The following is a 17,036-nucleotide window of genomic DNA, read 5'->3' on the forward strand; positions in this document are numbered from 1 at the left end:
AGGCGGCCGTTTTTGTTGGCGAATCCGAAGGATCAGTGCGCGGTCGCGTGGTGGACCGGTGGTTTATCGGTCTTCGCCAAAGGCGCCGATTGAACGGGGTGGTGATGGTGCCGACGGGTAATCCGCAAAACGCCCCACAGCATGGCGGCGGCCACGGCCAGCCAGCCGGAAATCAACATCACGATTGTCATTGTCAGGCTCATCAGTGCCTCCTCTTTGCCCTGCATCGGGCACACACTCTTTGCAAATGACAGTCTAGTCGCTGCTGTGTTTCAGGCTATTGACCAAAGGTCGGCTGTCATCAACCAGTTCGCTCTATCGAATGCACTCAACTGTAGGTTAAGGCTATACCGCCGCCGCGTGGCGTCCTATGATCGACGGCCAAGCCGGGAGCGTATTAACTGGCGTCTGAACAAGAGAGTGATGATCGTGCGGGTATTTTCTCGAATTCGAGCGGCGGCGCTGATTGTCGGCTGCGTTGCAGGTTTGGCCGGATGCGCGGGGACTGTGGCGCCGGAGATCAAGCGGTTGCCCGAGCGGGTAGAACTCAGCGGCACGTTCTACCGTGGCCAGGACTATCAGAGCGGACCACAGGTATTGGCCAGCATGCTGGCACAGCAGGGCATCGTGATTACGCCCGGGTTGCTGCAAAAACCCCTGCACTTGCCCGGCGCCGAAGCACAACTGCAACAGAATATGCAAAACCTGGCGCGTGAGTACGGGATGGTGGTGTATCCCCTCGACGCCCATTTGCCGGCGCTGTTGACCCAGGTCGCGGCCGGTTATCCGGTGATGGTGCGCTTCACTGAAGGCTCGGCGCTCTGGGCTGAGCCGCGTTACGCCATTCTCGCCGGATACAATCGCCAGAAGCAGACGGTGTTGCTGCGTGCCGGGATGAATCGCCGGAATTTGATGAGCTTCAGTTCGTTTGAGTCCTCTTTCAAGGATGCTGGCGGCTGGGCCGTGTTGATTCAGAAACCCAATCAGATCCCTGCCAACGTTGATCAGCAGCGCTGGCTGAAGGCGGCGAGCGATCTTGGCCAGGCCGGTCAGGAACAGGCTGCTGCCCGCGCGAAGAAGGCGTTGACCGCACAATAAGCTTCCGTTCGTCATGTGCCCGGCACCGTCGGGCATGCCTGGCCTCTAAAGGACAAGACCCGGTTTCTCCGGGCCAGATCCCAGGAGGCGCCCCATGGCACATTCCAATACCCCCGACGGCCCGCATTCATCCGAACATTCTTCGGGCGACGAATTGGGATTCGACCCCGATTCGCCGGACCTCGCCGATCCTCAGGTCGATCCCATCGGCCCCGCCAAGGCGCCGAGGGATGTAAAGCCGGGCGACAATCCCAAGGCTCCGGCGAAGCCTTACGACCCACTCGCTGATCTGAAACCCTAACCCTTGGTGAGGTGCGTATGTCTACTGATTCGAGTTTCAACGACAAACGTCCGGACAGTGTTCCAACGACCCCTGAAGAGGGTGTTGATCCGGTGATGGATCCGAACGATCCGTTAAGGGATCCGTTGGCCCGTCCGATGGTGGTCCCGACGGAGCATCCCCATGGCATGAAAGATCCAAGCGCCGGGGATGGCATTCCAGATGACGATCAGATGCCGCTGCCCAACGATTAACGCCAGACGAAAAAAAGCCCCGAATGATCGGGGCTTTGTTTTTTCTGTCGCTGACTTATTTCGAGGCTTCAACCACACCGCTCTGGCGGTGCTTGAGGTTCTTGTCCGACTTGTACTGCAAGGCTACCGACGGCACGTCTGCGCCTTTGCCGGTTTCCACCCAGCTGCGGATGCGGGCGGCATCGGCAAAATGCGTGTACTTGCCGAAGGCGTCGAGAATCACCAGCGCCACTTGGCGATTGCCCATGCTGGTCACCAACACCAGGCAGTGACCGGCTTCGTTGGTGAACCCGGTTTTGGTCAGCTTGATGTCCCAGTTTGGCTTGCGGACCAAATGGTCGGTGTTACGGAAACCCAGGCTGTAGTTGGGTTTGCGGAAGGTGACGGTTTTTTCTTTGGTGGTGCTCAACTCGGTCAATAACGGGTATTTGTGTGCGGCGATCAGCAATTTGCTCAGGTCGCGGGCAGTAGAGACGTTACGCGGGGAGAGGCCCGTCGGCTCGACGAAGTGGGTGCTGGTCATGCCCAGCGCCTTTGCCTTGGCGTTCATCGCGGCAATGAATGCGACGTAGCCACCCGGATAGTGATGAGCCAGGCTCGCCGCTGCACGGTTTTCCGAGGACATCAGGGCGATCAGCAGCATTTCCCTGCGCGGCAATTCACTTTTGAGTTTGACCCGGGAAAACACGCCTTTCATTTCTGGCGTGTCGCTGATGTTGATATTGATGTACTCGTCCATGTTCTGCCTGGCTTCGACCACAACCAGACCGGTCATCAATTTGCTGACCGAGGCGATAGGGACAACCACATCGGGGTTGCTGGCATAGATGACTTTGTTGGTCTGCATATCCAGCAGCAAAGAGCTGCCGGAAGCGAGCTTGAGTTGTTTCGTGTCTCGGGGGGCTGCGGTGGTCTCCGCGGCGCTGGCGATTGGCGTGATGAACGTCCCTGTAAATACAAAAAATAGGCTCAGGATGGAAAGACGGATTTTCACGCTGGCGGACTCATAAGGTGTTGATAAGCCGTTATGTAACGGGTTATTTCGTAAAAAGCGCGACATTCTGGAGTATGGCTGAATAACTGTCGATGGTTGTTCAAGGAGGAGGTGAAAGTCCTTGGAAACATGAAAAAAAAGTCATTTTCCGGCGGATGGTCGATCTTTCACCCCAGGCAAAAAGAACCCCGCCATTGGCGGGGTTCTTTTGTTCATCGCTTATGTCGAAGCGGGCACTCAGCTGTGCAGTGTTTCTGCCGCGTACAGCGTGTTTTCCAGCAGGCAGGCACGCGTCATCGGGCCGACACCGCCCGGTACCGGCGTGATCCAGCCAGCGCGGGGCAGGGCGGTTTCGTAGATCACGTCACCGACCAGTTTGCCGTCTTCCTGGCGGTTGATGCCGACGTCGATCACGATCGCGCCTTCCTTGATCCACTCACCTTTGACCAGGCCCGGTTTGCCGGCGGCGACGACAACCAGGTCGGCACGGCCGACGTGGCCGGCCAGATCCTTGGTGAAGCGGTGGGTGACGGTCACGGTGCAACCGGCGAGCAGCAATTCCATCGCCATCGGACGGCCAACGATGTTGGAGGCTCCGACGACCACCGCGTCCATCCCGTAAAGGTCGACACCGGTGCTTTCCAGCAAGGTCATGATGCCTTTGGGGGTGCACGGACGCAGCAACGGGATGCGCTGGGCCAGGCGGCCGACGTTATAAGGATGGAAACCGTCGACATCTTTATCTGGACGAATGCGCTCCAGCAATTTGGAGGCATCCAGGTGCTCAGGTAAAGGAAGCTGAAGCAGAACGCCGTCAATTGCCGGATCGTCGTTCAGGCGATCGATCAGGTCGGTCAGTGCTTCTTGAGTGGTTTCGGAAGGCAGGTCGTAGGCTTGGGAAATGAAGCCGACCTCTTCACAGTCTTTACGCTTGTGCGAGACATAAACCTGAGAGGCGGGATCGCTGCCGACCAGGATCACCGCGAGGCCCGGGGTGCGCAGGCCTTGCTCGCGACGCTCGGTGACTCGTTTGGCGATCTGCTGGCGCAGGCTGGCGGCGATCGATTTGCCGTCGATTAGTTGTGCAGTCATTGCGCGTGATTAACCATCGAGAGGGGAAAAAAAGAGAACGCATTCTCGCATGTCATGAGGTGAGGGCAAAGGCGCTTGGTCTGCAAATTCCTCTAAGCCCTTTAATTAAATGAATTTTTTATAAAAAGCATTTGACGGCCTTCGGGGCGCTCTATACTATTCGTCGCACTTGTCGGGCACAGCCTAGCACTGGATGAGAAGGTCAAGCGGAATTACGGTTCTGCGAGGCTGGAAAGCTCTTAGTTTGTAGTCCTCCAAGAGTACAGATTAATAAGGCGCCCGTAGCTCAGCTGGATAGAGCATCCGCCTTCTAAGCGGATGGTCGCAGGTTCGAGTCCTGCCGGGTGCGCCATTAGGCAGCTTTGGCACAAGTAGCGCGATATGGTGGGCGTAGCTCAGTTGGTAGAGCACGGGATTGTGACTCCCGTTGTCGAGGGTTCGATCCCCTTCGTCCACCCCATATTTCAAAAGGCGCCAGATTAACAGTCTGGCGCCTTTGCTTTAACAGCTTCAAACGCGGATGTGGTGGAATTGGTAGACACACTGGATTTAGGTTCCAGCGCCGCAAGGTGTAAGAGTTCGAGTCTCTTCATCCGCACCAAATAAAGCTTCACTCAAGCCGGTTGGCCTGGTTGGGGCGCAGCAAGGGAGTTGATTGGCTTCTTTGCAAGGCAATATGGTGGGCGTAGCTCAGTTGGTAGAGCACGGGATTGTGACTCCCGTTGTCGAGGGTTCGATCCCCTTCGTCCACCCCATATTTCGAGAGGCGCCAGATTTAACAGTCTGGCGCCTTTTTTGTTTTAGCGGTTCGAGTGTCAAGCGGCTGCATGTCCTGGGTCGCAGGGGTGGGGTGTTTCGTCGTATTTATGTTTCTCGATGATGCCGCGCCGCCCGCCGGCTTGCTCGCAAGACCGGCTGTCAGGGAGATGATTGGCAACTTCTTCTATATATAGAAGGATTGGTGCAGAGCCCTGGCGTGACTGGCTGTATTTGCTAACAGGGCGAGGCACAACCGTTTGTCCCCGCCTATAAATTGCCTGCTGCTTTTTTACCCGTTTTCAGTAGGGTGACTTCTTGAGTTTGACCCACTAGAATGCATGCCCTTGATTCTGGGGTCGGAAACGGCCGGCTAACGTCTGTGCAACGAGGAATATCCATGCAAGTTTCTGTTGAAAATACTTCTGCTCTTGAGCGCCGCATGAGCATCACCGTGCCGGCTGAGCGCATCGAGACTCAGGTCAACAAGCGTCTGCAGCAGACTGCCCAAAAGGCCAAGATTGCTGGCTTCCGTCCAGGCAAAGTGCCAATGAGCGAAATCAAGCGCCGTTTCGGTGCTGATGCGCGTCAGGAAGCTGTAGGCGATGTGATCCAGTCTTCGTTCTACGAAGCTGTTGTCGAGCAAAAGCTGAACCCGGCTGGCGCTCCTTCGATCGAGCCTAAATCGATGGAAGCTGGCAAAGATCTGGAATACGTTGCAGTTTTCGAAGTGTTCCCTGAGTTCACCGTTGCTGGCTTCGACGGCATCACCGTAGAGCGTCTGAGCGCTGACGTGGCTGACGCCGATCTGGACAAGATGCTGGACGTGCTGCGCAAGCAGAACACCCGTTTCGAAGTGGCTGAGCGCGCCGCTCAGAACGAAGACCAACTGAACATCGATTTCGTTGGCAAGGTTGACGGTGAAGTGTTCGCTGGCGGTTCTGCCAAGGGTACTCAGCTGGTGCTGGGTTCCGGCCGCATGATCCCTGGTTTCGAAGACGGCCTGGTTGGCGCTAAAGCCGGCGAAGAGCGCGTGCTGAACCTGACCTTCCCAGAGGACTATCAGAACCTCGACCTGGCTGGCAAAACCGCTGAGTTCACCGTGACCGTGAACACTGTTTCCGAGCCGAAACTGCCAGAACTGAACGAAGAATTCTTCGCTCAATTCGGCATCAAGGAAACGGGCCTGGAAGGCTTCCGCACCGAAGTTCGCAAGAACATGGAGCGTGAACTGCGTCAGGCGATCAAATCCAAGGTCAAGAATCAGGTAATGGACGGTCTGCTGGCCACCAACCCGATCGAAGTGCCTAAGGCGCTGCTGTCCAACGAAGTTGACCGTCTGCGCGTGCAGGCTGTTCAGCAGTTCGGCGGCAACATCAAGCCTGACCAACTGCCGGCCGAGCTGTTCGAAGAACAAGCCAAGCGCCGTGTTGTTCTGGGTCTGATCGTGGCTGAAGTGGTCAAGCAATTCGACCTCAAGCCTGACGAAGCCCGCGTTCGTGAAATGATTCAGGAAATGGCTTCGGCCTACCAAGAGCCTGAGCAGGTTGTGTCCTGGTACTACAAGAACGACCAGCAACTGAACGAAGTTCGTTCGGTTGTGCTGGAAGAACAAGTTGTGGATACTGTTCTGCAGAAAGCTAGCGTGACCGACAAATCGGTCTCTTACGAAGAAGCAGTCAAGCCGGTAGAAGCTCCACAAGCCGACTGATCGTTTTTGCGGTAAGAAGCACACACCATAAGCCAGCCTTCGTGCTGGCTTATGCGTATTCAAGACATAACTATTTGGGAGTGACTGCAGAGCATGTTCCGTAATTCGTATATTCAGCAGAACTCTGATATCCAGGCCGCTGGCGGCCTGGTCCCGATGGTTGTCGAGCAGTCTGCTCGTGGCGAGCGCGCCTATGACATCTACTCGCGCCTTCTCAAGGAACGAGTGATTTTTCTGGTTGGCCCGGTAGAGGACTACATGGCCAACCTGATTTGTGCGCAATTGCTGTTCCTTGAAGCGGAAAACCCGGACAAGGACATCCATCTCTATATCAACTCCCCGGGCGGTTCGGTGACAGCGGGCATGTCGATCTATGACACCATGCAGTTCATCAAACCCAATGTATCGACCACCTGTATTGGTCAGGCCTGCAGCATGGGCGCCTTCCTTTTGACGGCCGGTGCCGCCGGCAAGCGTTATTGCCTGCCGAATTCGCGCGTGATGATTCACCAGCCACTGGGCGGTTTCCAAGGCCAGGCTTCGGATATCGAAATCCATGCCAAGGAAATCCTCTTCATTCGTGAGCGTCTCAACACGCTGATGGCCAAGCACAGCGGCCACACACTTGAAGAAATCGAGCGCGATACCAACCGCGATAACTTCATGAGTGCAGAAGCCGCGCGTGATTACGGGTTGATCGATGAAGTGATCAACCAGCGCCCCGCTTAAATTAAGCAGCTCAAAATAGGGTGGGTCGGCTGGTCCGATCACCGGCGGGCTTGAAAAAGCCCGCAATAGCCTTCATCTTGTGTTGCAAGCCTATCGGATTTGGATCGAACGAATGACTGACACCCGCAACGGCGAGGACAACGGCAAGCTGCTCTATTGCTCCTTCTGTGGCAAAAGCCAGCATGAAGTACGCAAATTGATTGCCGGCCCCTCGGTCTTTATCTGCGACGAGTGCGTCGACCTGTGCAATGACATCATCCGAGAGGAGGTGCAGGAAGCCCAGGCCGAAAGCAGCGCGCATAAATTGCCTTCGCCTAAAGAAATCAGCGGCATCCTTGATCAGTACGTGATTGGTCAGGAGCGTGCGAAAAAGGTTCTGGCCGTAGCGGTGTACAACCACTACAAGCGTCTGAACCAGCGCGACAAAAAGAATGACGACGTCGAACTTGGCAAAAGCAACATCTTGCTGATCGGCCCGACAGGCTCGGGTAAAACCCTGCTTGCCGAAACACTGGCCCGCTTGCTGAACGTTCCGTTCACCATCGCCGATGCAACCACCCTCACCGAGGCGGGTTACGTGGGTGAAGATGTCGAGAACATCATTCAGAAGCTGTTGCAGAAGTGCGATTACGACGTGGAAAAAGCCCAGATGGGCATTGTCTACATCGACGAAATCGACAAGATCTCGCGCAAGTCTGACAACCCGTCGATCACCCGGGACGTTTCCGGTGAAGGCGTGCAGCAGGCCCTGCTCAAGTTGATCGAAGGCACGGTCGCTTCCGTTCCGCCGCAAGGTGGTCGCAAGCATCCGCAGCAGGAATTCCTTCAGGTCGACACCCGCAACATCCTGTTCATCTGCGGTGGTGCGTTCTCCGGTCTGGAAAAGGTTATTCAAAACCGTTCCACCAAGGGCGGCATCGGTTTCAACGCGGAAGTTCGCAGCAAGGAAGAAGGCAAGAAGGTGGGTGAATCCCTGCGTGAAGTCGAGCCTGACGATCTGGTCAAGTTCGGTCTGATCCCGGAGTTCGTCGGTCGTCTGCCGGTCCTTGCCACGCTGGACGAGCTTGATGAGGCTGCGTTAATGCAGATTCTCACCGAGCCGAAAAATGCTTTGACCAAGCAGTATGCCAAGCTGTTCGAGATGGAAGGTGTAGACCTGGAATTCCGGGCCGACGCACTGAAATCGGTCGCCAAACGTGCCCTGGAACGCAAGACCGGTGCCCGTGGACTGCGTTCGATTCTCGAAGGTGTATTGCTCGACACTATGTATGAAATCCCCTCGCAGTCCGAGGTGAGTAAAGTAGTGATCGACGAAAGCGTTATAGAAGGCAAGTCCAAGCCACTGTATATCTACGAAAACAGTGAGCCGGCTGCCAAGGCTGCGCCAGACGCTTAAGCGTCCGGCAGCTGGAGCAAAGAAGGGGCCTTCGGGCCCCTTTTCTTTTAAAGCGTTTTTAACACCCTCTTTGCGCTTGTTTTTTTTCAAAGCAGCCCCCATCTTGGTTTCAAGCTTACTTCCATCTGTTTACGGCCATATGGCCGCCGTAGAGGCGAAATCATGAAGACAACCATCGAATTGCCTCTCCTGCCATTGCGTGATGTTGTGGTTTATCCGCACATGGTTATCCCGCTGTTCGTGGGGCGCGAGAAATCCATCGAAGCCCTCGAGGCTGCGATGACGGGCGACAAGCAGATTCTTCTGCTGGCTCAGAGAAACCCTGCTGACGACGATCCCGGTGAAGATGCACTTTATCGCGTAGGCACCATTGCGACCGTTCTGCAGCTGCTCAAGCTGCCTGACGGCACGGTCAAGGTTCTGGTCGAAGGCGAGCAGCGGGGCGCCGTGGAGCGCTTCAGCGAAGTGGACGGCCACTGCCGTGCCGAAGTCTCGCTGATCGACGAAGTCGACGCGCCTGAGCGTGAGTCGGAAGTGTTCGTCCGCAGCCTTTTGGCTCAGTTCGAACAATATGTGCAGCTGGGCAAGAAAGTCCCGGCTGAAGTCCTCTCGTCGCTCAACAGCATCGACGAGCCAGGTCGCCTGGTCGACACCATGGCCGCTCACATGGCCCTGAAGATCGAGCAGAAGCAGGAAATCCTCGAAATCATCGATTTGTCGGCCCGGGTCGAGCACGTTCTGGCGTTGCTGGATGCCGAGATCGACCTGCTGCAAGTCGAAAAACGCATTCGCGGTCGCGTCAAGAAACAAATGGAGCGCAGCCAGCGCGAGTACTACCTGAATGAGCAGATGAAGGCCATTCAGAAAGAGCTCGGCGACAGCGACGAAGGCCACAACGAAATCGAAGAGCTGAAAAAGCGCATCGATGCCGCGGGCCTGCCGAAAGATGCGTTGGCCAAGGCCCAGGGTGAACTGAACAAGTTGAAACAAATGTCGCCAATGTCCGCGGAAGCGACCGTGGTGCGTTCGTACATCGACTGGCTGGTTCAGGTGCCGTGGAAGGCCCAGAGCAAAGTGCGCCTGGACCTTGCGCGCGCAGAAGACATTCTTGATGCAGACCACTACGGTCTGGAAGAAGTCAAAGAGCGGATCCTCGAATACCTCGCCGTGCAAAAGCGCGTGAAGAAAATTCGTGGTCCGGTGTTGTGCCTGGTCGGTCCTCCAGGGGTGGGTAAAACCTCTCTGGCAGAGTCGATCGCCCACGCCACCAACCGCAAATTTGTCCGTATGGCCCTCGGTGGCGTACGTGACGAAGCGGAAATTCGTGGTCATCGCCGGACTTACATCGGTTCGATGCCAGGAAGATTGATTCAAAAGATGACGAAGGTGGGCGTCCGCAACCCGCTGTTCCTGCTCGATGAAATCGACAAAATGGGCAGCGACATGCGTGGCGATCCGGCGTCGGCGCTGCTGGAAGTGCTCGATCCGGAGCAGAACCACAACTTCAACGATCACTATCTGGAAGTCGACTACGACTTGTCCGATGTGATGTTCCTGTGCACGTCGAACTCCATGAATATTCCGCCGGCGCTGCTCGACCGGATGGAAGTGATTCGTCTGCCTGGCTACACCGAAGACGAAAAGATCAACATCGCCGTCAAATACCTCTCGCCCAAGCAGATTACTGCCAACGGCTTGAAGAAAGGCGAGCTGGAATTCGACGCCGAAGCGATCCGCGACATCATCCGCTACTACACCCGCGAAGCCGGTGTGCGTGGGCTGGAACGCCAGATTGCGAAGGTTTGCCGCAAGGCGGTCAAAGAGCACGCACTGGAAAAACGCTTCTCGGTGAAGGTCACTGCCGAGATGCTGGAACACTTCCTGGGTGTGCGCAAATTCCGCTACGGTCTGGCTGAGTCGCAGGATCAGATCGGTCAGGTCACCGGTCTGGCATGGACTCAGGTGGGTGGTGAATTGCTGACCATCGAAGCTGCTGTCGTGCCGGGTAAAGGCCAACTGATCAAGACCGGTTCGCTGGGTGATGTGATGGTCGAATCGATCACGGCCGCGCTGACCGTTGTGCGCAGCCGTGCGAAGAGCCTGGGGATTCCCCTGGACTTCCACGAGAAGCGCGACACGCACATCCACATGCCGGAAGGGGCGACCCCGAAAGACGGCCCTAGCGCCGGCGTAGGCATGTGCACGGCCCTGGTGTCGGCATTGACCGGGATTCCAGTACGTGCGGATGTTGCCATGACAGGCGAAATCACCTTGCGTGGCCAGGTGTTGGCGATTGGCGGATTGAAGGAAAAGCTGCTGGCTGCTCACCGTGGCGGGATCAAGACCGTGATCATTCCTGAAGAGAACGTGCGCGATTTGAAGGAAATTCCTGACAATATCAAGCAAGATCTGCAGATTAAACCGGTTAAATGGATTGACGAGGTCCTGCAAATTGCGCTGCAATACGCGCCGGAGCCGCTGCCAGATGTGGTTCCAGAGATAGTTGCAAAGGATGAAAAACGCGAGTCTGACTCTAAGGAAAGAATTAGCACGCATTAGTACGCATTTGCCTGAGTGGCTTGTTGACAGCTTTTTAGAGCCCTTGTTATAAAGCGGCTCTTAAGTGTCTGTAGGCCATTCAGCACTCGTTTTTGCTTTCACCAAAAAACTTAGAATCATACTCAAATAGATATAAGGGGACTTAGAGTGAACAAGTCGGAACTGATTGATGCTATCGCTGCATCCGCTGATATCCCGAAAGCTGCTGCTGGCCGTGCGCTGGACGCTGTAATCGAATCCGTCACTGGCGCTCTCAAGGCTGGCGACTCTGTTGTTCTGGTTGGTTTCGGTACCTTCTCCGTTACCGATCGTCCAGCTCGCATTGGTCGTAACCCACAGACCGGTAAGACGCTGGAAATCGCAGCAGCCAAAAAACCAGGTTTCAAAGCCGGTAAAGCACTGAAAGAAGCTGTCAACTAAGTTCGTTTCAGGTTTTTGCCTATCCGGGTCGGGGTCATGCCTGACCTGGCAGCGGAGCGGTAGTCCAGTCGGCAAGTTGCCGGTCCGAGACGCCGAGGGTCGCAAGTTCGAACCCTTGGTCCGCTCCGCCAGTTACGAGAAGGCGCATCCTCGGATGCGCCTTTCTTCTATCCGGATTCTACCCACGCTCCACGGTTGCCTAATTTTGAAGTTCAACCGTTTCTGGGGGACGCATGCTGCAGAATATCAGGGACAATTCACAAGGCTGGATTGCCAAGACCATTATCGGGGTCATCGTTGCACTGATGGCTTTGACCGGTTTCGACGCCATTTTTCAGGCCACCACCAGTCGTAATGATGCGGCCAAGGTTAACGGCGAAGAAATCAGCCAGAACGAGCTGAGCCAGGCGGTCGATATGCAACGCCGTCAGCTGATGCAACAGCTGGGCAAGGATTTCGACGCTTCCTTGCTCGACGAAAAAATGCTGCGCGAATCGGCTCTCAAAGGCTTGATCGACCGCAAACTGCTGCTGCAAGGCGCAGAAGAATCGAAATTCGCTTTCTCCGAAGCGGCCTTGGACCAAGTGATCCTGCAAACACCTGAGTTCCAGGTGGATGGCAAGTTCAGTGCTGAGCGCTTCGATCAGGTGATTCGTCAACTGGGCTACAGCCGCATGCAATTCCGCCAGATGCTGGCTCAGGAAATGCTGATCGGTCAGCTGCGCGCGGGCCTGGCGGGTAGCGGTTTCGTCACCGACGCACAGGTTCTGGCCTTCGCCCGTCTGGAAAAACAGACCCGCGATTTCGCTTCCCTGAACGTCAAGGTTGACCCGGCAGCGGTGAAGCTGACCGACGATGAGGTCAAGGCCTACTACGACGAACATGCCAAGGAATTCATGACGCCAGATCAGGTTGTCATCGATTACCTGGAATTGAAGAAGTCTTCCTTCTTCGATCAGGTCAGCGTCAAGGACGAAGACCTGCAAGCGGCGTATCAGAAAGAAATCGCGAACCTGTCCGAGCAACGCCGGGCTGCGCACATTCTGATCGAAGTGAACGATAAAGTGACCGAGGCGCAAGCCAAGGCCAAGATCGAAGACATTCAGGCGCGTCTGGCCAAAGGCGAGAAATTCGAGGCGCTGGCCAAGGAATTCTCCCAGGACCCGGGTTCGGCGAACAACGGCGGTGACTTGGGCTACGCAGGCCCTGGTGTATACGACCCTGCATTTGAAACCGCGCTGTATGCGTTGGCCAAGGATCAAGTGTCGGCACCGATTCGCACTGACTTCGGTTTCCACCTGATCAAACTGTTGGGCGTTGAAGCACCGGAAGTGCCGACGCTGGCCAGCCTGAAAGACAAGCTGACCCGTGAGCTGAAAACCCAGCAGGTCGAGCAGCGTTTTGTCGAGGCGACCAAGCAACTGGAAGACTCTTCGTTCGAGTCCTCCGATCTGGCCCAGCCGGCGCAAGACCTGAAGCTGACTGTCCACACCTCCAAGCCGTTTGGCCGCGAGGGTGGCGAAGGTGTGGCGGCTAACCGTGCCGTGATCACCGCGGCGTTCAGTCCTGAAGTGCTGGATGAAGGTGCCAACAGCACCGCCATCGAGCTGGACCCGGAAACCGTGATCGTGCTGCGCGCCAAGGAACACTTGAAGCCTGCGCAACTGCCGCTGGAAAGCGTCAATGCCAGCATTCGTGCGCAGTTGGCCAAGGAGCACGCCAGTGCTGCCGCCAAGACCAAGGCTGATGAGTTGATCGCCAGTCTGCGCGATGGCAAGACTCCGCTGGACAAGGCGATTGACGGTCAGAACTGGAAAGTGACTGAAGCGGCAACTCGCGCTCAGGAAGGGATTGACCCAACCGTGCTGCAAGCGCTGTTCCGCATGCCAAAACCTGTCGCCAAGGACAAGCCGACCTACAGCAGCGTGACCCTGACGGATGGTAGTCTCGTGATCGTGCGCCTGAACGGCGTGAACGAAGCCGCCGCGCCGACCGAAGAAGAGAAGGCCCAGTACCGTCGCTTCCTCGCCTCGCGCATTGGCCAGCAGGACTTTGCGGCCTACCGCAAACAGCTGGAAAGCCAGGCCGAGATCAAGCGTTTCTGATGCTTGACTGAGTTGCCCGTTCCACAAAGACCCCGGCCGAAAGGCCGGGGTTTTTTATGTGTGCGATCCAGACCGCGACTTCCGAGGGGCCCTTCGGTCACTCAGACGGGACTTTTTCCCATAGCTGACAGTCAGTAGCCTTGTAAATGTTTTAAGACACTAATCGATGCTCCGCTAAGCATCGATCTGTTGCACAATACGCCCCGGACCGTTTCCCTCAGGATGTTCAATGTTTAAATCAATTCCCATGCGTGTTGCCGGGCTGGCGTTGTTGCTGGCCGCCGCTGCCGGCTGCTCGTCGAAGAAAGCCCCCATCTACGAGCATGAGAACTTCGATGACTCCGGGACGTTTTCGCGCAATTACCCGGTGACGGATGCGCAGACCTGCGAAGCCGCCCGTCGGGCGTTGCTGAGCCAGGGCTATATCATCACCAGCGCCGACCCGAAGCTGGTCAGCGGACACAAAAGCTTCCAGCAGACCGGCGAGACCCACATGGAGATCAGCTTCAGTGTGGTGTGTGCCGATGATGGCAGTGAGGGCCATCATGCGACCATGTTCGCCAACGCCCTGCAGGACCGTTATGCGCTGAAGAAAACCAATAACTCGGCCAGTGTGGGCGTGGGTGTGTTGGGTTCGGTGTCGATGCCGATCGGTTCCTCCGACGATTCGATGGTCAAGGTTGCCAGCGAAACTGTCTCGTCGGCCAAGTTCTACGAGCGTTTCTTTGCGCTGGTGGAGTTGTTCCTGCCGCCGGAAGCGAAAAAGGCTGCACACATCCCCGAGAAACCCAAGACCGACCTGGGCATGCCGGAAGCCAAGGCTGCTCCGGCGCCTTTGGCCCCAACGCCGGCCCCTGCTGCGGAGCCTGCGCCAGCGCCTGCGGTTGAACCTGCTCCAGCCCCCGCGGCCTCGGAACCCGTCGCACCACCGCCTGAAACAGCGCCGATCACCCCGGTTGAAAACCCGGAGCCGGTTCCGTCCCCGGAAACCGTTACGCCACCGCCGCAATCCAGCCTGCCGCCACCGAGCGAGCCTATTTCGGCCATGCCGGCTGCCAGCCAGTAATCGATGTACATTTCGGGATCGTGTCAGATGGCACCGTTCCCGAAATGGCTGTTAGTTTGATCCGCGTCAACCAGGCTGCAGTCCTACAGCCTTTATCGAAAAAATCCTGTGATAAATTCCTGACCGCCTGCTACGTTTTATAAGTAGCCGCTGAGCGGTGCGCCCGCGTCATTTTTCTTTCACGCGGGCACTTTATGCTCGGGGCGTTGGTCATTTATTCAGGCATTTTTAAACGAGCGGTAGGGGGATTTCACAATGGACGATTATCAAGAAGAGCTGCTCGAGTATCAGGCATTTGAACTGGACCCATTGGAGCCAGCAGAAGACGCTACAGAGCTTTGAGCATCACGCGGATTGGCGATGGCTGCGGCGAAACTCGCCGGGTGTCTGGCCGTTCCAGCGTTTGAAGGCGCGTTGGAAAGCTTCGGCTGAGGCAAAACCCAGCAGGTAGGCGATTTCACCGAACGCCAGTTCCGTGTCGCGAATGTAGGTCATGGCCAGGTCGCGGCGCGTGTCATTGAGAATGGCGCGAAATTGCGTGCCTTCCTCGGCGAGTTTGCGACGCAAGGTCCAGGTCGGCAGCTTCAGGCGTGCCGCCACTTCTTCCAGGTCGGGTTCCCGGCCACCATTGAGCAATGGCCCCAGCAACTGAGTGATGCGTTCACGCAGGCTGCGGGTGCGTGTCAGTTGCTCCAGTTCCCGCTCACAGAGTTGCAGCAAGTGTCGCCAGGTACTCGGGCAGTGCTCCGGGTTGCGCTGGGCGAGGCTGGCCAGGCTCAGGCGCAGTTGATTCTGTTCGGCGCCGAACTGAATCGGACAATCGCCCAGCGCGGCATATGCTTCACGATAATCCGGTTCGGCAAACTCAATCTCGATCCGTTCGGCGCGTAGCGGGGCAGGGCTCACGCTGGACAATTGCTGCAACCACCCGGCGATGATCGAATCCACCACGAAGCGGTTGTAGGCGTTGTAGGGACTGATGGAATAGAAACGCAGCCACGCGCCCTGAGCGTCTTCATGAAAGCTCGATTGACCACGGTAGTTGGAGCCATACAGGGCTTCAAAACGAATCAGGCAGCGCGCCGCTTCGCGAACCGTCGGCGCCTGGGCGGCGGTGACTCCGGCCAGGCCGGCCTGACTCAGACGACTGAGCTGGCCCATGCGCAAACCCAGCGCCGGGTTATCGGTCAGTTGAATGGCTCCGTGGCCCAGGCGCATGTAGCGCGGGATCGACAGCCGGGCCCCCGCTTCGGCCAGGCGCGCGGCATCGAGGCCGTATTGCTCAAGCAACGGTTGCGGGTCCACACCGTGGCTGCGCACGGCGTCGGCCAGGCTGTGAACAAAGCCCACCGACAGATCCCCAAGGCGCATCGGCAGCGGTTTCATGGGTTACAACCAGAGGTTCAGCAAACGCGCGCCACGGGCGTTGCCGTCGGCGAACTGCTGCCCGTTGTTGCTGAGAAAACTTTGACCCGCGCTGCCCTTGTCCCAGAATTGACCGCGCAGGAACACGCTCATGCCGGCAATGGCCTGGCTGCTGGGCGGCTGGCCGGTCAATGTCAGACGGTGCCAGGCCTGGCCTTCACTGAGTTCACCGGCCTTGAGGCTGACGGAGCTGGGCGTCGACAGCCCCTTGTAACCCCGCCACGGTTTGTCCCAGGTGTCGCGGCCAACGATATACGCCGGAACAGCCACCAAATGGGCGCCCTGTGCGTCGAGTTTGCGGTAGTTGTCCGGGTACCAGCTGTCGCTGCCGATCAGTATGCCCAAGCGTCCAGCCGGTGTGTCGACAACGTTGAGCGTATGCTCGCCATTGGCCTGGATGACATCATGGTCAGCAAAGACCGGATGCATCTGGCGTTGCGGCTGGCCGATTGGCACACCGTCGCGACCGAACACCACGCTGCTGTTGTACAACGCACCGCGGCCGACTTTCAGTGTTCCGTCGATGATGCTCGGTTCGGGCAGCACGATAGTGCCGGCCACCAGGGTCACGTTGAACGCCTTCGCCAGCCCCCCGAACAGTGCCTGATAGTCCTTGGCCATGCTTTTGGCCTTCATTCGCAAGTGAGCGTCATCGAGACGACTGTCGCCCTTGGCGCTGATCAACGCACGGACGAACTGCACAGGATTGCTCACCGCCAGCCAGTTCATGGCTTCCTCAAGTGTGGTCGCCTGGTACAGCTCATCTTTCTCGCCGCTGACCATCAGCCAGGTGCCGATATGTTCGGGCAGCACGACGATGGTCTTTTCATTGAGCAAGCCCTGGTCCTGGGCCTGCTGCAAATAGGCGGCGAGCTTGCGGTGCAGGCGTTCGGGGCTTTGATAGTCGGTGGGAAACAGCTCGGGCTGGATACCCAGCAGATTGCCGCGATCGGCGGGTGTGCCTTGATCGACCGCGAGTTGGATGCGCAGGTCCGACAGGTAATGACCCACCGGACGGTCCGCGGCCCACATGGCGTAGGTCGTGAGGGCGGCAATCAATGCCATGGAGAAAGTCAGGTACAGAAGTTTGCGCATGGAAAACAGTCGACAGCCGTGTGCAGGGTTCGCGACTAGGGTAGGGCCCATGCCGA

The 17,036-nt window shown here is 57.2% G+C and carries 14 protein-coding genes, 4 tRNA genes and 1 pseudogene; 14 read left to right on the forward strand and 5 right to left on the reverse strand.

Annotated features, from left to right (window positions below; translation table 11 throughout):
• Nucleotides 1-32 precede the first annotated feature (32 nt).
• Entirely contained in the window at nt 33-203 is a 171-nt protein-coding gene (locus tag RHP74_RS10095) for a hypothetical protein (RefSeq protein ID WP_178082292.1), read from the reverse strand.
• 167 nt (nt 204-370) lie between these two features.
• Between RHP74_RS10095 and RHP74_RS10100 the strand changes: the two are divergent.
• The 3 genes and pseudogenes from RHP74_RS10100 (at nt 371) to RHP74_RS10110 (ending at nt 1,632) form a co-directional block, all read left to right on the forward strand.
• Nucleotides 371-1,098: pseudogene (locus RHP74_RS10100) on the forward strand (peptidase C39 family protein).
• 94 nt (nt 1,099-1,192) lie between these two features.
• Nucleotides 1,193-1,399: a DUF6021 family protein gene (locus tag RHP74_RS10105; RefSeq protein WP_010458694.1), complete on the forward strand. Its 207-nt coding sequence runs from the start codon at nt 1,193-1,195 to the stop codon at nt 1,397-1,399.
• Between the two features lie 17 nt (nt 1,400-1,416).
• Nucleotides 1,417-1,632, forward strand: a complete 216-nt coding sequence (locus tag RHP74_RS10110) for a hypothetical protein (RefSeq protein ID WP_010458697.1) — start codon at nt 1,417-1,419, stop codon at nt 1,630-1,632.
• Nucleotides 1,633-1,687: 55 nt separating this feature from the next.
• On the opposite strand, the gene pbpG is transcribed toward RHP74_RS10110, so the two are convergent.
• Together pbpG and folD are read right to left on the reverse strand one after the other, a co-directional pair.
• On the reverse strand, nt 1,688-2,626 hold the full coding sequence (gene pbpG, locus RHP74_RS10115) for a D-alanyl-D-alanine endopeptidase (protein ID WP_010458699.1): 939 nt from the start codon (nt 2,624-2,626) through the stop codon (nt 1,688-1,690).
• 237 nt (nt 2,627-2,863) lie between these two features.
• Nucleotides 2,864-3,718: a bifunctional methylenetetrahydrofolate dehydrogenase/methenyltetrahydrofolate cyclohydrolase FolD gene (gene folD / locus RHP74_RS10120; protein WP_010458702.1), complete on the reverse strand. Its 855-nt coding sequence runs from the start codon at nt 3,716-3,718 to the stop codon at nt 2,864-2,866.
• A gap of 275 nt (nt 3,719-3,993) precedes the next feature.
• On the opposite strand from folD, the gene RHP74_RS10125 reads away from it, so the two are divergent.
• From RHP74_RS10125 to RHP74_RS10175, 11 genes are all read left to right on the forward strand, one after another.
• Nucleotides 3,994-4,070: transfer RNA gene (locus RHP74_RS10125), tRNA-Arg, on the forward strand.
• A gap of 32 nt (nt 4,071-4,102) precedes the next feature.
• Nucleotides 4,103-4,178, forward strand: a tRNA-His gene (locus RHP74_RS10130).
• Nucleotides 4,179-4,234: 56 nt separating this feature from the next.
• A tRNA-Leu gene (locus RHP74_RS10135) sits at nt 4,235-4,319 on the forward strand.
• A 78-nt stretch (nt 4,320-4,397) separates the two neighbouring features.
• Nucleotides 4,398-4,473, forward strand: a tRNA-His gene (locus RHP74_RS10140).
• A gap of 401 nt (nt 4,474-4,874) precedes the next feature.
• The gene (gene tig, locus RHP74_RS10145) at nt 4,875-6,185 is read left to right on the forward strand and encodes a trigger factor (protein ID WP_010458704.1); all 1,311 of its coding nucleotides are present in this window, start codon (nt 4,875-4,877) and stop codon (nt 6,183-6,185) included.
• Nucleotides 6,186-6,278: 93 nt separating this feature from the next.
• Entirely contained in the window at nt 6,279-6,914 is a 636-nt protein-coding gene (clpP, locus tag RHP74_RS10150; protein ID WP_311099209.1) for an ATP-dependent Clp endopeptidase proteolytic subunit ClpP, read from the forward strand.
• Nucleotides 6,915-7,026: 112 nt separating this feature from the next.
• The gene (clpX, locus tag RHP74_RS10155; protein WP_007946893.1) at nt 7,027-8,310 is read left to right on the forward strand and encodes an ATP-dependent Clp protease ATP-binding subunit ClpX; all 1,284 of its coding nucleotides are present in this window, start codon (nt 7,027-7,029) and stop codon (nt 8,308-8,310) included.
• A 162-nt stretch (nt 8,311-8,472) separates the two neighbouring features.
• Nucleotides 8,473-10,869, forward strand: a complete 2,397-nt coding sequence (gene lon, locus RHP74_RS10160; protein WP_010458711.1) for an endopeptidase La — start codon at nt 8,473-8,475, stop codon at nt 10,867-10,869.
• A 147-nt stretch (nt 10,870-11,016) separates the two neighbouring features.
• Nucleotides 11,017-11,289 (forward strand): HU family DNA-binding protein, encoded by a 273-nt coding sequence (locus RHP74_RS10165; protein WP_002552737.1) that lies wholly within the window; start codon nt 11,017-11,019, stop codon nt 11,287-11,289.
• A gap of 233 nt (nt 11,290-11,522) precedes the next feature.
• The gene (locus RHP74_RS10170) at nt 11,523-13,394 is read left to right on the forward strand and encodes a SurA N-terminal domain-containing protein (protein WP_083377196.1); all 1,872 of its coding nucleotides are present in this window, start codon (nt 11,523-11,525) and stop codon (nt 13,392-13,394) included.
• Between the two features lie 229 nt (nt 13,395-13,623).
• Nucleotides 13,624-14,460, forward strand: a complete 837-nt coding sequence (locus RHP74_RS10175) for a DUF2242 domain-containing protein (protein WP_145309551.1) — start codon at nt 13,624-13,626, stop codon at nt 14,458-14,460.
• A gap of 345 nt (nt 14,461-14,805) precedes the next feature.
• Here RHP74_RS10175 and RHP74_RS10180 read toward each other — a convergent pair whose 3' ends face one another.
• Nucleotides 14,806-15,846 (reverse strand): AraC family transcriptional regulator, encoded by a 1,041-nt coding sequence (locus RHP74_RS10180; RefSeq protein ID WP_010458719.1) that lies wholly within the window; start codon nt 15,844-15,846, stop codon nt 14,806-14,808.
• A gap of 3 nt (nt 15,847-15,849) precedes the next feature.
• Complete coding sequence (locus RHP74_RS10185) at nt 15,850-16,980, reverse strand: nitrilase-related carbon-nitrogen hydrolase (RefSeq protein WP_311099215.1); 1,131 nt, start codon at nt 16,978-16,980, stop codon at nt 15,850-15,852.
• Nucleotides 16,981-17,036: the final 56 nt, after the last annotated feature.

It is taken from the genome of Pseudomonas sp. SG20052 (assembly GCF_031766055.1).
GTDB classification, from domain to species: domain Bacteria; phylum Pseudomonadota; class Gammaproteobacteria; order Pseudomonadales; family Pseudomonadaceae; genus Aquipseudomonas; species Aquipseudomonas mandelii.